The 21469-nt window shown below is 67.6% G+C and carries 22 protein-coding genes; 9 read left to right on the plus strand and 13 right to left on the minus strand.

The genetic code is table 11. The annotated features are described in order from the left end of the window. Window positions 1-152: 152 nt before the first annotated feature. The 7 genes from ACFQQC_RS08540 (at window position 153) to fba (ending at window position 7216) form a co-directional block, all read left to right on the plus strand. Window positions 153-869: a response regulator gene (locus ACFQQC_RS08540; RefSeq protein WP_376861600.1), complete on the plus strand. Its 717-nt coding sequence runs from the start codon at window positions 153-155 to the stop codon at window positions 867-869. Next, a complete protein-coding gene (locus ACFQQC_RS08545) occupies window positions 866-2392 on the plus strand; it encodes an ATP-binding protein (protein ID WP_376861602.1) in 1527 nt (508 codons plus the stop codon). Before ACFQQC_RS08540 ends, ACFQQC_RS08545 begins: the two co-directional genes overlap by 4 nt. A 119-nt stretch (window positions 2393-2511) precedes the next feature. Then, window positions 2512-3519, plus strand: coding sequence for a type I glyceraldehyde-3-phosphate dehydrogenase (gene gap, locus ACFQQC_RS08550; RefSeq protein WP_376861604.1), 1008 nt, complete (start codon window positions 2512-2514; stop codon window positions 3517-3519). Window positions 3520-3578: 59 nt separating this feature from the next. Further along, complete coding sequence (locus ACFQQC_RS08555; protein WP_376861606.1) at window positions 3579-3902, plus strand: hypothetical protein; 324 nt, start codon at window positions 3579-3581, stop codon at window positions 3900-3902. A 155-nt stretch (window positions 3903-4057) separates the two neighbouring features. Next, entirely contained in the window at window positions 4058-5257 is a 1200-nt protein-coding gene (locus ACFQQC_RS08560) for a phosphoglycerate kinase (RefSeq protein ID WP_376861608.1), read from the plus strand. Window positions 5258-5269: 12 nt separating this feature from the next. Next, window positions 5270-6046 (plus strand): crotonase/enoyl-CoA hydratase family protein, encoded by a 777-nt coding sequence (locus ACFQQC_RS08565; RefSeq protein WP_376861610.1) that lies wholly within the window; start codon window positions 5270-5272, stop codon window positions 6044-6046. A 90-nt stretch (window positions 6047-6136) separates the two neighbouring features. After that, window positions 6137-7216, plus strand: a complete 1080-nt coding sequence (gene fba, locus ACFQQC_RS08570) for a class II fructose-bisphosphate aldolase (RefSeq protein WP_376861612.1) — start codon at window positions 6137-6139, stop codon at window positions 7214-7216. Between the two features lie 20 nt (window positions 7217-7236). Here fba and ACFQQC_RS08575 read toward each other — a convergent pair whose 3' ends face one another. Further along, a complete protein-coding gene (locus ACFQQC_RS08575; protein ID WP_376861614.1) occupies window positions 7237-7875 on the minus strand; it encodes a DUF2799 domain-containing protein in 639 nt (212 codons plus the stop codon). 131 nt (window positions 7876-8006) lie between these two features. Between ACFQQC_RS08575 and ACFQQC_RS08580 the strand changes: the two genes are divergently transcribed. Continuing rightward, complete coding sequence (locus ACFQQC_RS08580) at window positions 8007-9011, plus strand: RluA family pseudouridine synthase (RefSeq protein WP_376861616.1); 1005 nt, start codon at window positions 8007-8009, stop codon at window positions 9009-9011. A 250-nt stretch (window positions 9012-9261) separates the two neighbouring features. After that, entirely contained in the window at window positions 9262-10149 is an 888-nt protein-coding gene (gene rpoH / locus ACFQQC_RS08585; protein ID WP_376861618.1) for an RNA polymerase sigma factor RpoH, read from the plus strand. A 71-nt stretch (window positions 10150-10220) separates the two neighbouring features. Here rpoH and ACFQQC_RS08590 read toward each other — a convergent pair whose 3' ends face one another. The 12 genes from ACFQQC_RS08590 to ACFQQC_RS08645 all read right to left on the minus strand — a co-directional run bounded on the left by ACFQQC_RS08590 (window position 10221) and on the right by ACFQQC_RS08645 (window position 21467). Continuing rightward, window positions 10221-11027: a two-component system response regulator gene (locus ACFQQC_RS08590; RefSeq protein WP_376861620.1), complete on the minus strand. Its 807-nt coding sequence runs from the start codon at window positions 11025-11027 to the stop codon at window positions 10221-10223. 71 nt (window positions 11028-11098) lie between these two features. Then, window positions 11099-12394: an adenylosuccinate synthase gene (locus ACFQQC_RS08595; protein ID WP_376861622.1), complete on the minus strand. Its 1296-nt coding sequence runs from the start codon at window positions 12392-12394 to the stop codon at window positions 11099-11101. A gap of 72 nt (window positions 12395-12466) precedes the next feature. Beyond that, window positions 12467-13630 carry a phosphoserine transaminase gene (locus tag ACFQQC_RS08600; protein ID WP_376861624.1) on the minus strand — a complete coding sequence of 388 codons (1164 nt, stop codon included), beginning with the start codon at window positions 13628-13630 and terminating at the stop codon, window positions 12467-12469. A gap of 6 nt (window positions 13631-13636) precedes the next feature. Next, the gene (locus ACFQQC_RS08605) at window positions 13637-14557 is read right to left on the minus strand and encodes a DnaJ C-terminal domain-containing protein (RefSeq protein ID WP_376861626.1); all 921 of its coding nucleotides are present in this window, start codon (window positions 14555-14557) and stop codon (window positions 13637-13639) included. A gap of 89 nt (window positions 14558-14646) precedes the next feature. After that, window positions 14647-18339, minus strand: coding sequence for a glycoside hydrolase/phage tail family protein (locus ACFQQC_RS08610; RefSeq protein WP_376861628.1), 3693 nt, complete (start codon window positions 18337-18339; stop codon window positions 14647-14649). A 1-nt stretch (window position 18340) separates the two neighbouring features. Continuing rightward, on the minus strand, window positions 18341-18790 hold the full coding sequence (locus tag ACFQQC_RS08615) for an NlpC/P60 family protein (protein WP_376861630.1): 450 nt from the start codon (window positions 18788-18790) through the stop codon (window positions 18341-18343). Then, complete coding sequence (locus tag ACFQQC_RS08620; RefSeq protein ID WP_376861632.1) at window positions 18787-19437, minus strand: DUF2163 domain-containing protein; 651 nt, start codon at window positions 19435-19437, stop codon at window positions 18787-18789. Before ACFQQC_RS08620 ends, ACFQQC_RS08615 begins: the two co-directional genes overlap by 4 nt. A 4-nt stretch (window positions 19438-19441) precedes the next feature. After that, window positions 19442-20065: a TIGR02217 family protein gene (locus ACFQQC_RS08625; protein ID WP_376862108.1), complete on the minus strand. Its 624-nt coding sequence runs from the start codon at window positions 20063-20065 to the stop codon at window positions 19442-19444. A gap of 20 nt (window positions 20066-20085) precedes the next feature. Next, window positions 20086-20601, minus strand: coding sequence for a phage tail tape measure protein (locus ACFQQC_RS08630; protein ID WP_376861633.1), 516 nt, complete (start codon window positions 20599-20601; stop codon window positions 20086-20088). Further along, window positions 20594-20770: a phage tail assembly chaperone gene (locus ACFQQC_RS08635; protein ID WP_376861635.1), complete on the minus strand. Its 177-nt coding sequence runs from the start codon at window positions 20768-20770 to the stop codon at window positions 20594-20596. The genes ACFQQC_RS08630 and ACFQQC_RS08635 overlap by 8 nt, the downstream gene beginning before the upstream one ends. Beyond that, window positions 20767-21057 carry a GTA-gp10 family protein gene (locus ACFQQC_RS08640; RefSeq protein WP_376861637.1) on the minus strand — a complete coding sequence of 97 codons (291 nt, stop codon included), beginning with the start codon at window positions 21055-21057 and terminating at the stop codon, window positions 20767-20769. Before ACFQQC_RS08640 ends, ACFQQC_RS08635 begins: the two co-directional genes overlap by 4 nt. After that, complete coding sequence (locus tag ACFQQC_RS08645) at window positions 21057-21467, minus strand: phage major tail protein, TP901-1 family (RefSeq protein ID WP_376861638.1); 411 nt, start codon at window positions 21465-21467, stop codon at window positions 21057-21059. Before ACFQQC_RS08645 ends, ACFQQC_RS08640 begins: the two co-directional genes overlap by 1 nt. Window positions 21468-21469 lie beyond the last annotated feature (2 nt).

Below are 21469 nucleotides of genomic sequence, written 5' to 3' on the forward strand. Positions count from 1 at the left end.
CGCCGGCCGGGCGACGGCCAAATCACGAAATCGCCGACCGGGGGTCACTCTTCGTCCGGAGTTTCAATGCGATGGCTGAAAATGCCGATCTGGCTGTCGGAATGTTTCAGCGCTGAAATGACGACGGAGCCGGGCTGGGCCAGAATGGAGCCATGCAAGCAGACGCGTCCCGCATTCTCGTCGTCGATGACGATCCCGGCATCCGCGAGGTGCTGTGCGACTACCTGGGCCAGCATGGGTATGACGCCTTGGGCGCCGCCTCGGCCGCGGAAATGGACAGGGCCATCGCGGTGCGCGCGCCGGACCTCATCGTTCTGGATCTGATGATGCCGGGCGAGGATGGGCTCTCGGTTTGTCGCCGCCTGGCCGGCAAGGGCACGCCGATCGTCATGCTGAGCGCCATGGGCGAGGACACCGACCGGATCATCGGTCTGGAACTGGGCGCCGACGACTATCTGGCCAAGCCGTGCAATCCGCGCGAGCTGCTGGCGCGGGTCCGGGCGGTGCTGCGGCGGCCTCGCGAGGAACCGGGCGCGACCGGGCCGGCCCTGTATTTCGCGGGCTGGCGGCTGGACCTGCTGCGGCGGGAGCTGGCGCGACCGGACGGCCGGATGGTCAGCCTGTCGGCGGGTGAGTTCGCCCTTCTGCAGGCCTTCGCCGAGCGACCGGGGCGGGTGCTGACCCGCGACCAGCTGCTGGAGCGCGCCCGGGGCGGCGACGCCGATGTGTTCGACCGCGCCATGGATGTGCAGATCAGCCGTCTGAGGAAGAAGCTGGATGACGGCTCGGGGCTGGAGATGATCCAGACCCTGCGCGGCGAGGGCTATATGTTCGACGTCAAGGTCGAGCGGCAGCGGGGGGCGGCTTGAAGCGTCCCAGTTCCTTTCCCGTCCTGTTCCAGGTGGCGGCGCTGGCGGTGCTGGCCATCGTTCTGTCGCAGGCGGTGACCTTCGCCCTGGTGGTGCTGTCGCCGGAGCCGCGTCCTGTCGGGTTCAGCATCGACGCCGCCAGCCGGGCGCTGAAGGGCGAGGCCGCCGAGACGTCGGACGGACGCCCGCTGCACCGACGGATCACGGATCAGCCCGCGAAACGGACGGAGCGCGATGTGCGCGACCCGGTCGCCATCGCCATCGCCGGGTCGCTGGCCGAGCGGCTGGGGGTTCCCCTGTCGCAGGTTCGTGTATCCATCGAGCGTCCGCCCCGCAGACGGGGATCGGCGCCGGAAGGACCGCAGATACGGCTGCGACCGTCCAGTGAGGTCAGTTACGTCTTCGTCCGCCCCGATGCCGCCGGGAAGACCGGGGACGCTCCGGTCATCCGCGCCATTCCCATACCCGGCAAGTCGTCGGCGGAGGGGGAGACCACCCGTTTCACCATGCGGCGTCCCGAAGGGGGCGGACAGATCGTGGTCAACTCCTCGGTCCAGCAGTTCACCGTGCGCGCGGACCGCCTGACCTTCGCCCCGTTCACCGCCTCGGTGCAGCAGGACGACGGGCGCTGGGCGACGGTCGAGCCGCCGCACGGCCTGCTGTCGCCCTGGCAGCAGCGGGTGCTGCTGGGGGTCGGCATCTCGATCCTGCTGCTGGCCCCGCTGGTCTGGTGGATGGCGCGGCGACTGACGCGGCCCATCCGCGTCTTCGCCGAGGCCGCCGAACGGCTGGGCGCCGATCCCGAGGCCGAGCCGCTGAAGCCCTCCGGGCCATCGGAGGTGCGCACGGCGATTCACGCCTTCAACGACATGCAGGCGTCGCTACGGGACCACATCCGGCAGCGCACCCAGACGGTGGCGGCCATCGCCCACGACCTGCGCACGCCCCTGACCCGACTGCGCTTCCGGGCCGAGCAGGCGCCGGACGCGGTGCGTGACCGGATGGCCGCCGACATCGAGGAGATGGACGCCCTGATCGCCCAGGCCATGGCCTTTGTGCGCGGCGAGACCACGCCGGAGGGGCGCGAACCCCTCGATCTGGACGCCCTGACCGCGGACTGCGCGGCGGGCTTCACAGAGACCGGAGCCGGGGTGGTCTTCGACGGCGGCGGCGCCCTGCCCGTCATGGCCGACCCCGCGGCCCTGCGTCGGGCGCTGGGCAACCTGATCGGCAATGCGGTGAAGTATGGGGGCGCCGCCCGGGTGAAGGCCTTCGCCCTGGACGGTCTGGCCGTGGTCACCATCGAGGATGACGGGCCGGGCCTGCCCGAGGCGGAGCTGGAGGCCGTGTTCGAGCCCTTCCGCCGGGGCGAGCAGTCGCGCAACCGCGAGACCGGCGGCGCCGGGCTGGGGCTGACGGTGGCGCGGCAGGCGGCGCGGGCCTTCGGCGGCGAGGTGACCCTGGCCAACCGACCCGGGGGCGGACTGATCGCCCGGCTGACGGTCCCGCTGGACGCCGCCTGAAAGCGTCAGCGTTACAGTTCATCACGTCTTGTTACAGTCGCGGGGTTGTATCGCCGGGCTTTGGGTCCCATTGAAGCGCCGAACTATATTCCGGCACCAGCCCCAAGGGAGTCCCGCCCATGACCATCCGCGTCGCCATCAATGGTTTCGGCCGTATCGGCCGCCTCGTCCTGCGTTCGATCGTCGAGCACGGTCGTCGCGATATCGAGGTCGTGGCGATCAACGATCTGGGCCCGGTGTCCACCAACGCCCACCTGCTGAAGTACGACTCGGTCCACGGCCGCTTCCCCGGCACGGTCGAGCATGGCGACGACTGGATCGACGTGGGTCTGGGCAAGATCAAGGTGACCGCCGAGCGCGATCCGGCGAACCTGCCGCACAAGGAGCTGAACGTCGACATCGCGTTCGAGTGCACCGGCATCTTCACCGCCCGTGACAAGGCCGAAGCCCACCTGAAGGCCGGCGCCAAGCGCGTGCTGATCTCGGCCCCGGGCGAGAACGCCGACAAGACCATCGTCTACAAGGTCAACCACGAGACCCTGACCGCCGACGACATCATCGTCTCGAACGGTTCCTGCACCACCAACGCCCTGGCCCCGGTGGCCAAGGTGCTGAACGACCTGTTCGGCATCGAGCGCGGCTACATGACCACCATCCACGCCTACACCGGCGACCAGCCGACGCTGGATACGATGCACAAGGACCTTTACCGCGGCCGCGCCGCCGCCCTGTCGATGATCCCGACCTCGACCGGCGCCGCCAAGGCGCTGGGCCTCGTGCTGCCGGAACTGAAGGGCAAGCTGGACGGCTCGTCGATCCGCGTCCCGACCCCGAACGTCTCGGTCGTCGACCTGAAGGTCGTCGCCGGTCGCGAGGTCACCGTGGACGAGATCAACGCCGCCCTGCAGGCCGCCGCCGACGGCCCGATGAAGGGCGTGCTGTTCACCACCACCGATCCGGTCGTCTCGTCGGACCTGAACCACATCGCGGCCTCCTCGACCGCCGCCCTGCCGCAGACCCAGGTGGTCGATGGCAAGCTGGCCCGCGTCCTGAGCTGGTACGACAACGAGTGGGGCTTCGCGACGCGCATGAGCGACACCGCGCTGCAGATGGCGAAGTTCCTGTAATCGGAGACCAGGCTGTGGCCGGAGACAAAGCAAGACCGTCACTCGCAAGGAACCTTGCTGTGATCGTCGTCGCAGCATTGTCTCCGGTAGGCGCTGGCGCGTTCACCGCCAGCGCCCTCCTGCTTGGCTTCCTTGCATATTGCTTGATCCAAGCCTCGGGGTCGCCTTGGAACGACAACGATCAGTATGTCGTCGACGTCTTGGTCCGTGCAGGCGGCTTGGCTCTGCTTTGCGGTGCACTCTGGGTTTGGTTGGCCAAGATTACCGGGCTATCCAAAGCGAGCAAAGCCGTCGTCGTAGCGACCGCTCTCCTTTCGATTGGAGGCGTCATCCTCGGCTTCCTGTTCAGCTTCCTCGTGCTGGCGATCCTTCGCGGGGGATGAGTAGAATCTCCTCAAAGTCTACCTTCGAGGCCGCACCACACGTCGCTTGATTCAGACATCGACGCCGGACTACGCCAAATACAAAATCATCCACGTGACGCTGCTTCCACAGGGTCCGCTTCTCCCGCCGGAGAAGAAAGAATTGGAGACTGACCTTGTCCTTCCGCACCCTCGACGACGCCAAGGATCTCGCCGGCAAGACCGCGCTGGTTCGCGTGGACTTCAATGTGCCGATGGAGGGCGGGAAGGTCACCGAGGACACCCGGCTGCGCGTCGCCCTGCCGACGATCCAGAAGCTGCGGGACGCCGGCTCCAAGGTGGCGCTGCTGGCCCACTTCGACCGGCCCAAGGGCCAGCGCGTGCCGTCCATGAGCCTGCAGCCGGTGGTCGATGACCTGGAGCGGCTGCTGGGCGCGCCCGTCCGCTTCGCCAATGACTGCGTCGGCGACGAGGCCAAGGCGGTGCTGGCCGATCTGGACACGGGCGGCGTGGTCCTGCTGGAGAATGTCCGCTTCCACGCCGGTGAAGAGAAGAACGACCCGGCCTTCGCCGCCCAGCTGGCGGAACTGGGCGATGTCTATGTGAACGACGCCTTCTCGGCCGCGCACCGCGCCCACGCCTCGACCGAGGGTCTGGCCCGTCTGCTGCCGGCCTATGCGGGCGCGTCGATGCGCCGTGAGCTGGAGGCTCTGGACGCGGCGTTGGGCAATCCGCAGAAGCCGGTGATCGGCATCGTCGGCGGGTCCAAGGTCTCCACCAAGCTGGACCTGCTGCAGAACCTCGTCGGCAAGCTAGACAAGCTGGCCATCGGCGGCGGCATGGCCAACACCTTCCTGTACGCCCAAGGCGTTGAGATCGGCGGCTCGCTGGCCGAGAAGGACATGGCCGGCACCGCCCTCGCCATCATGGAAGAGGCCAAGGCCAAGGGCTGCGAGCTGCTGCTGCCGGTGGACGTGATCGTGGCCGTCGAGGTCAAGCCGGGCGCCGAGGCACGCACGGTCAAGGCCGGCGAGACCCTGTCGGCCGACGACAAGATCCTGGACGCCGGTCCCGAAACCGTCGCCCGCCTCAACGCCGCCATGGACGGGTCGAAGACCCTGATCTGGAACGGCCCGCTGGGTGTGTTCGAGGTCCCGCCCTTCGACGCCGCAACCGTCGCGGCGGCGAAACACGCGGCGGAACTGGCCAAGGCCGGCAAGATCGTCGCCGTGGCCGGCGGCGGCGACACCGTCGCGGCCCTGCACCACGCCGGAACCGCCGGGGACATGACCTTCGTCTCGACCGCGGGCGGCGCCTTCCTGGAGTGGATGGAGGGCAAGGCCCTGCCGGGCGTCGAGGCGCTGCAGGTCAAGTAAGGGACGATCGCCGTGGCCGGGACCATCACTATCGAGGATCGCGGCCATGTCCGCCTGATCGGGCTGAACCGGCCCGAGAAGCGGAACGCTTTCACCTTCGACATGCTGGCCGAACTGGCCCGGGCCTATACCGATCTGGCGGATGACCCGAACATCCGCTGCGGCGTGCTGCACGCCCACGGACCGATGTTCACCGCCGGGCTGGACCTCGCCGATGTCGCGCCGCGCATCATGGCGGGAGACAGCATCACCGCGGGCGCCCGGATTGATCCGTGGGGCCTGTACGCCGAGCGTTGCCCCAAACCGATCGTCGCCGCCATCCACGGCAAATGCCTGACGCTGGGCATCGAACTGGCGCTGGCCGCTGACGTGGTCGTCGCCGACGAGACCGCCAGCTTCGCCCAGATCGAGGTGTCGCGCGGCATCTTCCCCTTCGGCGGCGCGACCAGCCGCATGGCCCAGGCCGGCGGCTATCAGAACGCCATGCGCTGGCTGCTGACCGGGGACGAGTTCGACGCGCAACAGGCGCGGGAGCTGGGTCTGGTGCAGGAGGTCGTCGCGCCGGGCCAGGCGCTGGACCGCGCCGTCGCGCTGGCCGAGCGGATTTCGGCCCAGGCGCCGCTGGGCGTGGCCGCCACGCTGAAGTCGGCGCGTCTGTCGCAAACCGATCCAGAGGCCGCGAAGGCGGCGCTCTACGATGACGTCCGCGCCCTGATGAACAGCGAGGACGCCCAGGCGGCGGTCGTCGCCTTCATGAACCGCCAGACCGCCGTCTTCACTGGCCGCTGAGCGCCGAAACCGCCCACCTGTAACACGGCGTGACTTCACCGCCCGGGGACGCTAAACCGGCCCCAAAATAAATCACCCAGGGGACCACCGATGGCGCGCATCACGCTGCGACAACTGCTCGATCACGCGGCTGAGGAAGGCTACGGCCTGCCGGCGTACAACATCAACAACATGGAGCAGGGCCTCGCGATCATGGAGGCGGCCCATGAGGTCAACGCCCCCGTCATCATCCAGGCCTCGCGCGGCGCCCGCAGCTACGCCAACGACATCGTTCTGGCCAAGCTGATCGACGCCCTGGCTGAACTGTATCCGCATATCCCGGTCTGCATGCACCAGGACCACGGCAACGGCCCGGCGACCTGCGCCACCGCCATCCAGTACGGCTTCACCTCGGTGATGATGGACGGCTCGCTGGAAGAGGACGCCAAGACCCCGGCCAGCTACGAATACAATGTCGATGTCACCCGTCGCGTCACCCAGATGGCCCACAGCTGCGGCGTCTCGGTCGAGGGCGAGCTGGGCGTGCTGGGCTCGCTGGAAACCGGCATGGGCGAGGCCGAGGACGGCCACGGCTTCGAGGGCAAGCTGGACCACTCGGCCCTGCTGACCGATCCGGATCAGGCGGTCGATTTCGTGAAGGCGACCAAGGTCGATGCGCTCGCCATCGCCATGGGCACCAGCCACGGCGCCTACAAGTTCAGCCGCAAGCCGGACGGCGAAGTGCTGGCCATGAACGTGATCGAGGAAATCCACCGCCGTCTGCCGGACACCCATCTGGTCATGCACGGCTCGTCCTCGGTGCCGCAGGACCTGCAGGACATCATCAACCAGTACGGCGGCCAGATGCCCCAGACCTGGGGTGTGCCGGTCGAGGAAATCCAGCGCGGCATCAAGCACGGCGTGCGCAAGATCAACATCGACACCGACAACCGGATGGCCATCACCGGCGCGATCCGCAAGGTGCTGGCCGAGAAGCCGGGCGAGTTCGACCCGCGCGCCTATCTGAAGCCCGCCAAGGAAGCGATGCGCAAGCTGTGCATCGAGCGCTACCAGCAGTTCGGCTGCGAGGGTCAGGCGTCGAAGATCAAGCCGCTGTCCACCGCCCAGATGGCCAAGCGCTACGCCTCGGGTGAACTGGACCCGCACTTCGGCGGTTCGAAGGGGGCCTGATCCCTGCCCGATCTACGGCGTCACCAGGCGCCGTAGATCCGCTGCAGGCGATAGCGGAGATCGCGGGCGTTCCGCTCGGCGTCATCAACCTCGTCCTGGGCGCGTCGCCAGTCCCGCTCGGTGTCCTCACGCTCGCGCCGGATTTCGCGGATGCGGTTGCGGATCGCATCGCGCTGTTCGTCCGTGAGGCCCTCAGCGCGCAGTTCGCCCTGCTTGGCCTCGATCTTGTCGTCCAGCTCCTTCAGACGATCGCTGCGGCTGTCCACGCTGCTGCGAGCCGAGGCGATCGCCGCCTCCGCCGCATGCACCAGACGGCCGTCCTCATAGGCCGGCAGGAAGTCGGCCTCGAGCTCGCGAGGACAGACGCCGGCATAGCTGCTTCCCGTCCGCCCCTGCGCAAAGCCGTTGGACAGGGTGCAGTAACGCACCACGCCCTGCGCCCATCCCGCCCGATAGGCGGCGTCGTCCGGCACGATCCCGTGCTTGGTGCAGGCCTGGGCATGTTCGCCCAGACGGCTCTGGGAGTAGCCGGCGGCGCCGTCGCTGAAGCCACGCCCCGTCCAGTCGCCGGCGAGGCATTCGGCCTCGCTCATGGTCGCGCAACTACCCAGCAGCGTGCCGGCCAGGATCAATGTGATGCTGAAAACTGCGGTGCGCATGGACGTCCCCCGAAGACCGGCGATATTTACCATTTCGAGCGCGCCAAGGCTACGCTTGGTTGTGCGGGCGATTTGACCCGCCGACAGCCCGTCATGCTAGACGGAGCAACCGCCGTCCGGCGGCGGAGTGGATGGTGTCCGACGAACCCCTGCTGAGCGAAGACGACGATGCGACCGTGCTGGAGGCGCGTGTCGAAGCCGGCGGCGTTCGTCTGGACAAGGCCCTGGCGGAGGCCTTTCCGGCCCTGTCCCGCGCGCGCCTGCAGGCCCTGCTGGCGGAAGGCGCGGTGACCTTCGAGGGGCAGCCGGTGTCCGGCGGTTCAGCCAAGGCCCGGGTCGGCCTCTACGCCGTCGCCCTCCCCCCGGTCGCTCCGGCCACGCCCCAGCCCGAGACCATTCCGCTGACCGTCCTTTACGAGGACGCGGATCTCATTGTCATCGACAAGCCCGCGGGGATGGCCGCCCATCCGGCGCCGGGCAACGAGACGGGCACCCTCGTCAACGCCCTGCTGGCGCACTGCGGCGACAGCCTGTCCGGCATAGGCGGCGTCGCCCGACCGGGCATCGTCCACCGGCTGGACAAGGACACCTCCGGCGTGATGGTCGCCGCCAAGACGGATCGCGCCCACGCGGGCCTGTCCGCCCTGTTCGCCACCCACGACATCGAACGGACCTACATCGCCCTTACGCGGGGCGCCCCCAATCCCGCGAAGGGACGGATAGAAACCCTGATCGGCCGTTCATCCTCGGATCGCAAGAAGATGGCCGTGCTGAAGTCCGGCGGACGCAACGCCATCACCGACTATGTGGTGCAGCAGACTTTCGGCGAGCCCGCCCGCGCGGGAGGCGCGCCGCTCGCCGCCCGTGTCGCCTGCACCCTGCACACGGGTCGTACGCATCAGATCCGGGTGCATCTGGCGTCAAAGGGCGCGCCGATCCTGGGCGATCCTGTCTACGGATCCGGCAGTCCCGCCGCATCGGTCCGGGCGGCTGTCCACGACGCCGGTCTCACCCGCCAGGCGCTCCACGCCGCCGTGCTCGGCTTTGTTCATCCGGTAACCGGCGAAGCCCTGCGTTTCGAAACACAGCCGCCGCCCGACATGCTGGCGCTGGAAAGCCTTCTGCGCGACCTCTGAACAACGGCTCCAAGGGACGGCTCTGCCCTTGGGAAAAGTCAGTCTTGATTAAGGACGCACTATCCGCTATAAGCCTCCTCGACTGGCGTAGTGGCGCCCGGGCAACGGTCACGCTTTCGTGTGACAATCCGCCTCTGACAAAGACGGAAACCCGTCCCCATCTATCCGGTTGAGGGGTGAGGCGTCGGTGCACATTCGGTGGCCGATACCGTTGGACCCGCTCGGTACTACGGTCGGAGGGACCAGAAATATGGCTTCCAATACTACGCTCGCTGTCATGTCGCCCGAACAGGGCCTGTCGCGCTATCTCACGGAAATCCGCAAGTTTCCGATGCTGGCCAAGGACGAGGAGTTCATGCTGGCCAAGCGCTGGACCGAGCACCAGGATCCTGAAGCCGCCCACCGCCTCGTGACCTCGCACCTTCGTCTCGTGGCCAAGATCGCGATGGGGTATCGCGGCTACGGCCTGCCGATCGGCGAAGTGATCTCCGAGGGCAACGTCGGCCTGATGCAGGCGGTCAAGAAATTCGATCCGGACAAGGGCTTCCGCCTGGCGACCTACGCCATGTGGTGGATCCGCGCCTCGATCCAGGAATACATCCTGCGCAGCTGGTCGCTCGTGAAGATGGGCACCACCGCCGCGCAGAAGAAGCTGTTCTTCAACCTGCGCAAGGCCAAGAGCCAGATCTCGGCCTTCGAGGAAGGTGACCTGCATCCGGAACACGTCGAGGCCATCGCCACCAAGCTGGGCGTGACCAATGAGGACGTGATCAGCATGAACCGCCGTCTCGGCGGCGACGCCTCGCTGAACGCCCCGCTGCGCGCGGACGGCGAAAGCGAGTGGCAGGACTGGCTGGCCGATGACACGGCCGTCTCGCAGGAGACCCAGCTGGCGGAAGACGAAGAAAAGTCGCTGCGCATGGGCCTGCTTCAGGAAGCCATGCAGGAGCTGACTGATCGCGAGAAGCACATCCTGACGGAACGTCGCCTCAAGGACGATCCGGTCACGCTGGAAGAACTGGCCGGCGAGTACGGTGTCAGCCGCGAACGCGTGCGTCAGATCGAGGTCCGGGCGTTCGAGAAGCTGCAGAAGGCCATGCGCGCCGCTGCTGAAGAGCGGAACCTGGTCAACGCCTGATTGCGCTCAAGCAGCGAGCCGCCGCGCGGCGAGCGATAGCGCAAAGAGAAAAGTGATGAAGGCGGGCTGGTTCAGCCCGCCTTTTTCATGGGCTCAGCCTGATGCATGGCCAGCAAGGCGCCGATCGGGGCCGACAGGGTTTCCTTGGAGCCGGGGCCGGACGCCAGGCTGACCTCCAGCGCGCCAACCGCCACCACCAGACGGGTGTCGGACAGCTTCATGCCCACCGCCTTCAACGCAACGGCCTGCTCGCGGATGGACCGTACGGCCTGCATCGGATCCTGGTCGAATTGGTTGAGGGCGGACGCGAGGATGCGCATGGCCTGATCCTTGGCCGCCTCGACCGCGGCCACGCCGCTGCTGGCCCGATCCCCCTTGCGCTTGGCGGGCCCGGTGTACTCACCCGAGTTGAAGCGTCGACGATCCGGGCCGACGTAGCCGACCGCCTCGATCCAGTCGCGCGGCTTCAAGGCTACGTTCTCGACCCGCTTCAGCAGATCGCCGCTGGTGAAGGGCTTGCGAAGGAACTCGTGCACGCCGGAATCCCGCGCACCGAGAATGGTCGTCGCGGTCGCCTCGGCCGTGACCATGATGATCGGCGCGCGGCGGCAATCCATATCCGAGCGGCGAATGCGGCGAGCCAGACTTTCGCCGTCCAGCCCCGGTCCGGTGCGCTCGATGAAGATGATACCGGGCTCAAGAGCGGCGGCGGCCTTCAGCGCCCTCGCCTCATCCGCCTCGATGATGATGTCCCGTGCACCGAGCGCCTTGACGATGTCGTTCAGCAACCGCGCGGCGTGCGGGTTGGGGTCCACGATCAGGACCCGCTTCGTCACCGGCTCGATCCGGGCGAGGATGCGACGATCAATAGCGAACAAGGGCGAACCTCCTCAGGTCCGCCCCTTATGCAGCGTCAGGGTTAAATTGCGTTGAACGCTAAAGGCTTGCCCTAGCCCTGGAACGGATCACGCATCAGGATGGTGTCGTCCCGCTGCGGGCTGGTGGACAGCAGCGCAACCGGTGCGCCAATCAGCTCCTCGATCCGACGGACGTATTTGATGGCGTTGGCGTTGATGTCCTTGAAGCTGCGGACGCCGGCGGTGCTTTCGCTCCAGCCCTCCAGCTCCTCGAACACCGGCTCGGCCGCCGCCTGGGCCTTCAGGCTCGAGGGCAGATAGTCCAGCACCTCGCCGTCCACCTTGTAGCCGACGCAGATCTTCAGTGTTTTCAGCCCGTCCAGAACGTCCAGCTTGGTCAGGGCGATGCCGTCGATGCCGTTGATCGCCACCGACTGGCGCACCAGCACGGCGTCGAACCAGCCGCAGCGCCGCGCCCGGCCCGTGTTCACGCCCACTTCGCGACCCACGGTCGCCAGATGCTGACCGACCTCGTCGTCCAGCTCGCAGGCGAACGGACCTTCGCCAACACGCGTGGTGTAGGCCTTCACGATGCCCAGCACATAGCCAACGCCGCGCGGGCCGAGGCCTGAGCCGGCCGCGGCCTGTCCGGCAACGGTGTTGGAGCTGGTCACATAGGGGTAGGTGCCGTGATCAACATCAAGGAAGGCCCCCTGCGCGCCTTCAAACAGGATGCGCTTGCCCGCCTTCTGCGCCTGATCCAGCACGCGCCAGGCCGGCTTCACATAGGGGAGGATCTTGGGCGCGATCTCGAGCAGCTGGGCCAACAGGGCTTCAGGGTCGATGGGCTCAAGCCCCAGACCGGCGCGGAGCGGGTCATGGTGCGAGCGAAGGCGGTCGATCTTGACCTTGAGGTCGTCCTCATTGGCCAGATCACAGACGCGGATGGCGCGGCGCCCCACCTTGTCCTCATAAGCCGGGCCGATGCCGCGGCCGGTCGTGCCGATCTTGGCGCCCGGCGCGCTGGCGGCGGCTTCGCGCGCGACGTCCAGCGCGGGGTGGATCGGCAGGATCAGGCTGGCGTTGTCGGCTATGGTCAGCAGGTCCGGGGTGATGTCGACGCCTTGGGCGCGAATGCCCTCGATCTCCTTCACGAGATGCCAGGGGTCGACCACCACGCCGTTGCCGATGACGGAAGGCTTGCCCTGCACCACGCCCGACGGCAGCAGCGCCAGCTTGTAGACCTGATTGCCGACGACCAGCGTATGGCCCGCGTTGTGACCACCCTGGAACCGCACGACCACGTCGGCGCGGTTGGACAGCCAGTCCACGATCTTGCCCTTGCCCTCGTCGCCCCACTGGGCGCCGACCACTGCGACGTTCGCCAAGACACTTCTCCGCTTGTCCGGTTTCCGGAATGCGGGCGCAGCCTATAGCGGGGGAATCGCCGGGTGTCCTGCTCAGTCGGCGGAATATTCTACGATAGCCATTTCGAACGCCCAGTCGAGCCAGGGCGTCAGAGCCTCGATATCCGCCACATCCACCGTACAGCCGCACCAGATGCGCAAGCCGGCGGGGGCGTTCCTGTGGCCTTCGATGTCAAAGGCGGCGCCTTCGGCCTCGACCAGCACCTTCATGTGGGTGACGAAGTCGCGACGCGCCTCGTCGTTCATCGCCTGAACCCGCGGATCAACGACCTTGAGGCAGACTGAAGTCGTCGATCGGATGTCGGAGGTTTCGGCGAGGTACTCGATCCACGGCGTGCGAGCGACCCAATGATCCAGAGCGGCCGCGTTCGCGTCGGTGCGCGCGATCAGGGCGTCGAGCCCGCCGATCGCCAGCCCCCACTCGACCCCGTCGATCCAGTCCTCCAGCGTCCACACCGAAAACGTGTTGAGCATCGAGCCAGTGGCGAGCAGGCGATCAAAGCCCTTGTCGTCGCGCAGACGCAGAACCTTCGGGATCGGGCGCGGCGGCGCGTAGCGGTCCAGCCGCGCCACCGCCCTGGGCGACAGCGCCGCCACTCCGAGGCCCGCCTCGCCGCCCAGCGCCTTCTGGAAGCTGAAGGTCACGACATCGACCTTGTCAAACGGCAGCGGCATCGCGAAGGCAGCCGAGGTGGCGTCGCAGATCACGATCCCCTCGCGATCGCTCGACAGCCAGTCCGCCCCCGGCGCCTTCACGCCTGAGGTCGTGCCGTTCCACGGAAAGACAAGATCCTTGTTCGGATCAATGCGCGAAACATCCGGGAACTGGCCCCATGCCGCGGAGATGATTTCCGGATCAAGGTTCAGATGCGTCTTCGCATCGGTCGCCCAGACCTTCCCGAAATTCTCGAAAGCCAGAACCTGCACGGGACGTTCGCCCAGCATGGACCACATGGCCGCCTCGACCGCCCCGGTGTCGGAACCGGGCACATAGACCATGACCCAGTCTTCCGGGACCTGCAGCAGTTCGCGGGTCAGCTTCAGCCCATGGGCGAAGCGGGCGACAACTTCAGGGGCGCGGATGCCGCGACCCAGCAGCTCATGGGATATGGCCTGCGACGACCACCCCGGTCGCTTCGCGGTCGGTCCGGACGAGAACCAGGGCCGCTCAGGCTTGGCGTTCGGCTTGCTGGTCATTCCCGTTCAGTCCCGGAACGGCCGGATCGGCCCCTCGTCGCGCGCCTTCTGCGCCAGCTTCGTCAGCGCTTCGTCTCCTTCCGGCAGCACGATCATCAGCGTCGCCAACAGATCGCCACGCTTGCCGTTAGCGAACGCGCCTCGCCCTTTCAGGCGCAGCACCTTGCCCGAACTAGAGCCCGCCGGAATGGTCATGCTGACCGTACCTTCCGGAGTACGAAGCGGCACCTTGCCGCCCAGCACCGCGTCATAGAGCGGCACCGGCTGGTTCATCGTCAGGTCGGCGCCCTCGCGCGTGAAGACCGGATGCGTGGCCAGTTTAAGCTCGATCAGGGCGTCGCCGTTCTCACCGCCGCGACCGGGCATCCCCTGCCCCTTCAGACGGATCGTCTGGCCGTCGCCCGCGCCCTTGGGGATAGCCACGTCCAGCGTGCGGCCATCAGAGAACTGGATTCGACGGGTCGCGCCCGAGATGGAATCCTCAAGGCTGATCTCAAGCGTGGCGCGGACGTCCTGCCCCTTGGCCGGCCCGGCGCGACCACCACCCGGTCGGGCTCCGCCGCCGAACATGCCGCCGAAGATTTCATCCAGGTCGATGTTCTCGAACCCGCCACGCTGGCCGCCCTGTCCGAACGGCCCCTGACCAAAGCCGCCCGGCCCGCGTCCGCCGCCCGCGCCGCCGCCGAAGCCGCGAAACTGTTCGCGTCCGTCCGCGTCGATCTCGCCCCGGTCGAATTTCGCGCGCTTGTCCTTGTCGCCGAGAATGTCGAACGCCGCCGTCACCTGCTTGAAGCGGTCTTCGGCGGCCTTGTCGCCGGGATTCTTGTCGGGATGCAGATCCTTGGCGAGCTTGCGGAACGCCTTCTTGATCTCGTCCTGACTCGCGCCCCGGGCCACGCCCAGTTCCTTGTAGGGATCGCCAGCCACGTTCGAGTGTACTCCTGCTCCACACACCGAGCATTTCAGTTAGGCCATCCGGCGGATTCCGCAAACTCCTCTCGCAGACAGTCGTGCTTTCAAAGGCTGATTCTGGCTTGTTCTCCCCAGCCATAGCCTTCGGCCCACTGCGCCACGCTGACCGTGACCTCGCCGGAAAGGCCATCGGGGAAGTCCGTGGCGTCGTAGGTCACGGAGGTCGCCTCGACCTGACGCGCCCGCACGATGCCGTCCCCGGCAACGACAGACACCCTGAAGCGCGACGTCTCACCCGAGGCGACTCCCGCGCCCCAGCCATCCGCGTCGAGGCGATCTCTCGGCGTCCAGTCGATCCGCAGCCCGCCATCTCCGTCCGGCGTCGCCCGCAGGTGGGCCGGACTGAACGGTCGTTCGTGAATGCCGGACGCGATCCATCGCACTTCTGTGGTGCTTCCCCCGCCCGCCGAGCCGACGGGCGAGGCGCGCCAGATCAACGGAAGACCGCGCTCGCCCGGCGACAGGGACGCCCGAGACTCGAGGTCATCCAGAAACACGACGACAGCGCCCGGCTCCGCTCCGACCCGCATCGCCGCCTCGGTGCCCCGCTGTGCGCGCAACAGGCCGGACAGCCGCCAGACATCATCACCGACCAGCTGAGCGTCACGAAACTGGACCAGCTCCCACCCGTCCGGCGTCTCGACCGCCAGGCTGTTGGCGCCGGCCAGAACGGCTTCGGTGGGTCGACTCTCCGGCGCACGCCCCTCGACTCGCACAGTCAACGAGGCCGCGTTCCAGCGATACCGTGCGCCAATGCGCAGCGCGCTTGTCAGCGTGCCCACCGTCGCCGAACGCGCCACCTCGACGCGCACTGTCTGGGTGGTCGCCGAGGCTCCCGCACGCACCTCCTGCGGCCGCCAGGGCATGCCGGCGACCACCGCGAAGGGACGGGGATCGTCCTCTCCGCCTGGAAGAGGCGGTGTTTCCAGCATGCGGAGGAACGGCGCACCCACCGCCGGATCTGTCGGCGCGACCGTCGGCGCCTCGTCATCGGTCGCTGGGGCCATCGGCGCAAGGACGGGCTCCAGTTCCGCCGAGACAGCCTCGGCGAAATCCAGCCGCGCGACCCGCCAATCTCCAACCTGCCCTGCAAGACCGACCACATCCCCCGGCTCCAGTCGCAGCGAGGCGAGCGGTCCGAGCCTCGCCACAAGACGGGCCTCGGCGCCCTCATGCAGCGCACGTTGCGCGGCTGTCTCCGCCAGAGCCCGACCGCAGACCGCCGGGAAATCCAGGTCCACGCCGCCTCCGTCACCGGACGTGCGCGCCAGGACCGCGCTTGTCCTGTAGTCCCGATCACCGTCGATAAAGCGTACCCGGGCGGCCGTCGGTGCACGATCCAGCTTGCGATCCTTTTGAAGCGCCTGGCCCTCGTCCGGCATCGCCAGATCGGCCTGCGAGAGTGCGACCATCCTTTCGCTGTTCGCCGTCAGGGCGACATCGCCGCCACGCTCCGCGACATGGAGGCCAAGGGCACCGACCAACGGCGCCAAGGCGTCCTTCGTCGGCATCGGGCGATCGATCACATAGCCCTGCACCTCGCCGGTGATCGGGCCGATCTCGCTCACCTCGACGCCGCCCCGCTTCAGGATGGCTTCGATCAGATCGCGGGTTTCGCCATGCAGCCTGCCGTTCAGCCAGTGTCCGCGACGCCAGGCGGAGGCGTCCGCCCACACATCCTGGCGAGCCGGGAAGGCCGGCCAGGGACGGGCGTCCCAGCACCAGGCGTCCGCTGCCTCAAGCATCGGCCCGCCATAGACGCCGGACACCGGATTGCCGGTCTCGAAATGCGCCAGCGTCGCCTCAAGCGCGCGTCTCTGCATGCGGTCATCCCGGGCGCCCGTGGAGAAGGGCGGTAGCGCGGTCTCGACGCTTTTGGGATCCACAAAGAGGTTGGGCGCATTGCCGCCGCGATCGACCGCACCACAGCCGAACTCCGTCAAACGGATGGGCTTCATCCCCGGGATCCAGGCCGTGGGCGTCTCGTCGCGCAGACCGCCTGATCTCTCATGGTGTGCATGGCCCCACCACCCGGCCAGATCCTTGACCCGAAAGACCCAGTCCTCGCCGGCATGGGTGTCGATGACAGGCGTCCGGATCTGGTTCAGCCGATCCAGATCATTCTCATAGAACCAGTCAAACCCCTCACCACCGGCGATCTGTGCGGCGAGATAGGCCGGATCATCAGGCCCCGCATAGGCATCGGCATCAAGGCCGCCATCACCGGCCCTCCAGTCTCCCAGCGGCGGATACCAGTCGATCCCCACGTAATCGACGTTCGGATCAGCCCACAGCGGATCGAGGTGGAACCGCACCTCCCCGTCCGCTCTCGATCCCGCGTACTCCGACCAGTCTGCGGCATAGGACAGCTTCACATTCGGCCCGACGATCACCCGGCATTCCGCGGCCAGTGTCTGCAGCGCCGCGACCGCCGGAAAATCGCCCGCGCTGTTTCGCGTCAGGGTCAGCCCTCGCATTTCCGAGCCGATCAGCAGGCCGTCAGCACCGGCGTCCGCCGCCATCCGGGCATAATGCAACGCAAGGCGCCGCAGGCCCCAGCCGCCCGCCGTACCGAACATCGCCTCAACATCGGCGTCCGCCTCGGCGCCGTCCCGCCCCCGCACACGCCCCCGCCAGGGATAGGCCGCCTGTCGCGCCTCGCCCTCAAGGCCCGGCAGGCTGTTGTCCTCCGGCATGTCCATAAAGAGGAAGGGATAAAGCGTGACCTCCAGCCCCCGCGACTTCAGTTCGGTGATCGCCTGACGAACAGTGTCGTCGGACGGCGTCCCGCCGTAAGCCGGTCCACCGTTCGCACCCGAGATCAGGTGCGCCTCGGCGCGGTCCAGACCGGCGACGGTCCAGACCAGCGGCTCTGTCAACTTGTCACGTCGCTCCACTCCCGGTCGAACCCGGCAATGCGCGGCCCGCAGGTCGTCACCGAACCAGCCGATCACCAGGCTAACCCGCTTCAGGTTCGGCAGTTGCGCCTGCAGCAGATCAAGGGAGGTGAGAAGATCCGCCGCGCCCCCGCCATGCACGTTCTCCGGCAAGGTTCGCGTCAAACCCTCGCGGCGCATGACCGGCTCGGTGGCCAGGACGAACTCACCCGCGCCCGGGATCAGGCAGACACCTTCCAGACGATCCTCAAGCCCCGGCGTCTGTCCGCGCGGTCGATGGAAGACCTCGAATGCAAGCTGCGGAACCCGATTTCCGAAGGCGCCCAGCGGAAGATCCTCGAAAACGACATAGGCGGTCCCGCGATAGGCCGGCGCGTCTCCTTCAACCGCTTCGATCAGGGGATCGGGGTTCTGATCCTCACCGCCGCGGTGGACCCGAAAGGCCACGGAGGAAACATCCATCGGCTGGCCGTCGGCCCAGATCCGACCGATGCCGTCGATCTCTCCTTCACACACCGCAACGGCGAAGCTCAGGGAGTAGCCGTACTCGACGCGTCTGGGCGCTCCTTTACCGGGCGATGAGGTGTGCCGGTCCTCGCGAAAGCGGGCGGCCCAGATGACTGTCCCTGTTACTCGTGCGCGACCGAAGACGCAGCAGAGGGGCGCCCCCTCGGCGGAGCCCTGGATCTTCAGGCTCTCCAGTCTCGGTCCACGCTGTCGCGGCGTCTCAAGCCCCGCGACCAGGCTCCGGTCCAGACCTTGACCGATGATGCCGCCAACCGCCTTGCCGAGGGGACCGCCGAGCGCCTGCCCGATGCCGCCCAGGATCACCTGCGCCATTTCAGAAATCCTTCGCAACTGCCGGCGCGGGCCAGGTAAAGGCTGCGACCAGCCGCGACCGCCACCAGCGCCCCATCCAGCTTTCGACGACCGCGCGCCCCCAATAGGCGTGGATCATCCGTCCTTCGTTGATGTCATTGCCCAGAACAGCGCAGTGTTTGGCCGGCGCATGCGGCTGCATGCGAAACAGCAGCACATCGCCGGGCCGCGCACGCGCCACCGGTATCTCGACCAGCCACCGTCGCGCGGCCGCCCAGAGCGCTTCCTCCCCGCCGACCTCAGCCCAGTCGGCCTGATAGGCTGGGATGGCTTCCGGCTCGGCTCCGACGATCTCGCGCCATATGCCTCGTAGCAGACCCAGGCAGTCCGCCCCATGTCCCCTGACGCTGGCCTGATGCCGGTAGGGCGTTCCCACCCAGGCTCGCGCCACCTCCAGTGCTCGCGCCCTCATCTCCGGCTACCGCCGTCATTGCGCCCGCCCTCGACAGGAATAGTGGTCAGAAAGTCATCGCCCGGCATGTCCGGATAGCCGCGGAAGTTTCGGGTATTCTGAAAGACCCGCTGACAGGTCTCCCAACGACGATTGCATTTGAGGCCGGGAAAGGTCGACAGATCGACACCGCACCGCCCGTCGCCCAGCTCCGCGTCGCAGTCCCGGCCCAGCGTCCGTCCCACCACCCGATCCAGCGCCGCGGCAGGTCCTTCCAGATCGGCGGTGAAGCCGGCGCCCTCGCGCCGAACTCTCGAAAGCCGTCCGCTCCACAGCCTCACTCTCAGGTCCGGTCGCGACCAGTCCACCTTCCAGAGCTCGACACCCGCCGCGTCATAGAGCCCTTCGTCGATATCCGCCTCGGTGATCGCGTCATCGTCCAGCCCCCCACTCACGGAGGCCGTACCGGGCGCGCCAAGCGCGGCGTCCACAGCCCCTCCGGTCCATCCACTCCCGGCCAGACAGGTGACGCCTTCGACGATCAGATCACGGTCGTGATCGGTGAACCCCAGCCGGACCGCGTCATTGCGACGAACAATCCACGCATGGGCCAGCGTCGCCGTACCGTTTTCAAGGCGGGCGGCCAGTTCTTCGGGAACATCTCTCATCAGATCAGATCCTGACTTCTATCAGCGGCACAGCGCTCACCCGTCCGGCCTCGAAGGTCTCCAGGGTCATCTCGATCCGATCCGCGTCGAAGCGCACCGGCGTATCGAACTCGAACCCGGCTCTGACGACCTCCCCCTCCGCCGGCGCGGTTTCGAGGGTGATCACGCCGCTGGTGAGATCGAGCGAGAAGGCGGTCGTCTCCGCGCCGTCCACCGACACCATCACCGTGGCGTCCACCGGCTTGGTGATCTCCCGTCGCCAGCCGCCCTCATCGTCGGCATAGGTCTTCGCGAGCTGGAACTGCCTTCGCTGACCATCTCCAGTTCCCAGGACCTGATCACTCGAACTGACCGCGCCGTTGGGCGGGCAGGATTTGAAGTCCGCGAAATCCTTGAACCGGAATCCGTAGAGCCGTCCCCGGCGCGCCTCGAAGAAGGCGGTCAGCGTCGCCATGTCGTCCAGCGAGCGCAGATTGCCTCCGATCAGATACCGCCGTCGCCCCGACGCCCACGGCGTTGACCGTCGCTCATGACCGGAGCCGAGCGTCACCACCTCCGTGCGCCGCTCGACACCACCGGTCGATCCGAACGCCAGCCGCGCGGGCAGGCGCACCTCATGAAATGCCATCGAACCCTCCATGCGATGTGTCAGCTGCGGCGCACGCCCAGAGCCACCGCCCGGGCCAGCATCTGGGCGATCTGGGATTCCGATCTCAGGATCGACGGCGCCCCGCCTTCCAGCTGGAAATTGACCGTGACGCCGCCGGCGACAGCCTCAATGCTTCCGCCGCTCGCCGGACGGAAAACCTCCGGCCCGCGCTCGCCCACCAGATAGGCGCCGCCTGCCTGCACCGGACCACCGTCCGCCCGGCTCCCGGAAAACGCACCCGTCACAGCCGTCGCGATGGCGTCCGAAAGGCCGCTGCTCCCGGCGCTGTTCAGAACGGACAGCAGCGCCCGCGCCAGTTCGGCGAGGGAAATTTCCCCGTCCGCGGCCGCCCGCCCCAATGACCGTGCGATGCTCTCGCCCGCCTTCCCGAAGGCGTCCTGGATCGCTTCGGCCGCCCGTTCGGCAGGCTCCCGCAAGCTCTCCAGCGCCTCTGCGGCCTCTTCAATTTCGCGAACCCCAAGGCTCGATCCATTCTGATCGAAATTGTCAGTCATCCGGCCAGGCCTCCGCCAGTCTCTCGAACACGTCCCGTGAAAGCGCTTCATGCTGGCGGCCCGGGGAGGTCAGCAGCCGCCATTCACGCAGCGACAGCGACCAGAAAGCCGCCGGCGTCACGCCCGACCGCGCCGCCGCGCGCAACATCTCGCCCCAGGGCGTCTTCATTCCGCCGCCGCCAGAAAGGCTCGGGACACGGCTTCCGCAGCCTCCCTTGGATCCAGCTTCAAACCGCTGATCTGGACTGCCAGATCCCCCTCCCCGCCGCCCCGCAGCAGGGCAGCCAGGACCGCCAGCAGGTCTCTCGCCGACAGCGCCTTCAGGCGGGCGGCGAGGGCGTTCAGTCCGTCCACGCCCAGCACGGTCTCGATCTCCGCCAGTGCGCCGAGCGTCAGGCAAAGCTGGCGCTCGGCGCCGCCCAGCATGGCGCGCACCTCACCCCGCACGCCGTTCATCACAGCGCCTCGAACCCGATCTCGCCGGCGCTGGCCAGACTGATCGCAAAGGTCGCCTCGCCCTCGTGCTCACCGGCGTACTCCAGCGCGGCCACGAGGAAGGGGCCCTCCAATTGGCCGAAGTCCGGCACGATCAGCCGCCAGACCTTCGCTGCCTGGCTGAAGAAGGCCTCCCGGATCAGAGCGTCCGAAGCCGCGTCCCGGAACACGCCCTGCCCGTTCACGGCCGCCGTTCGCACCCCGGCGCCCGACAGCAGCTCACGCCAGCGGCCGGCGCTGTCTCCATCCGTGACATCCACGGTTCGGGCATTGAGCGCGATCGTTCTCGCCCTCAGTCCGGCCACGGTCGTGAACCCGCCGCCCTCGCCTTCGATCTTCAGTAGGATATCCTTGCCGCGCTGAGCGCTCATGT

This window comes from Brevundimonas sp. GCM10030266 (assembly GCF_042666595.1).
In the GTDB taxonomy this organism is placed as follows: Bacteria; Pseudomonadota; Alphaproteobacteria; order Caulobacterales; family Caulobacteraceae; genus Brevundimonas.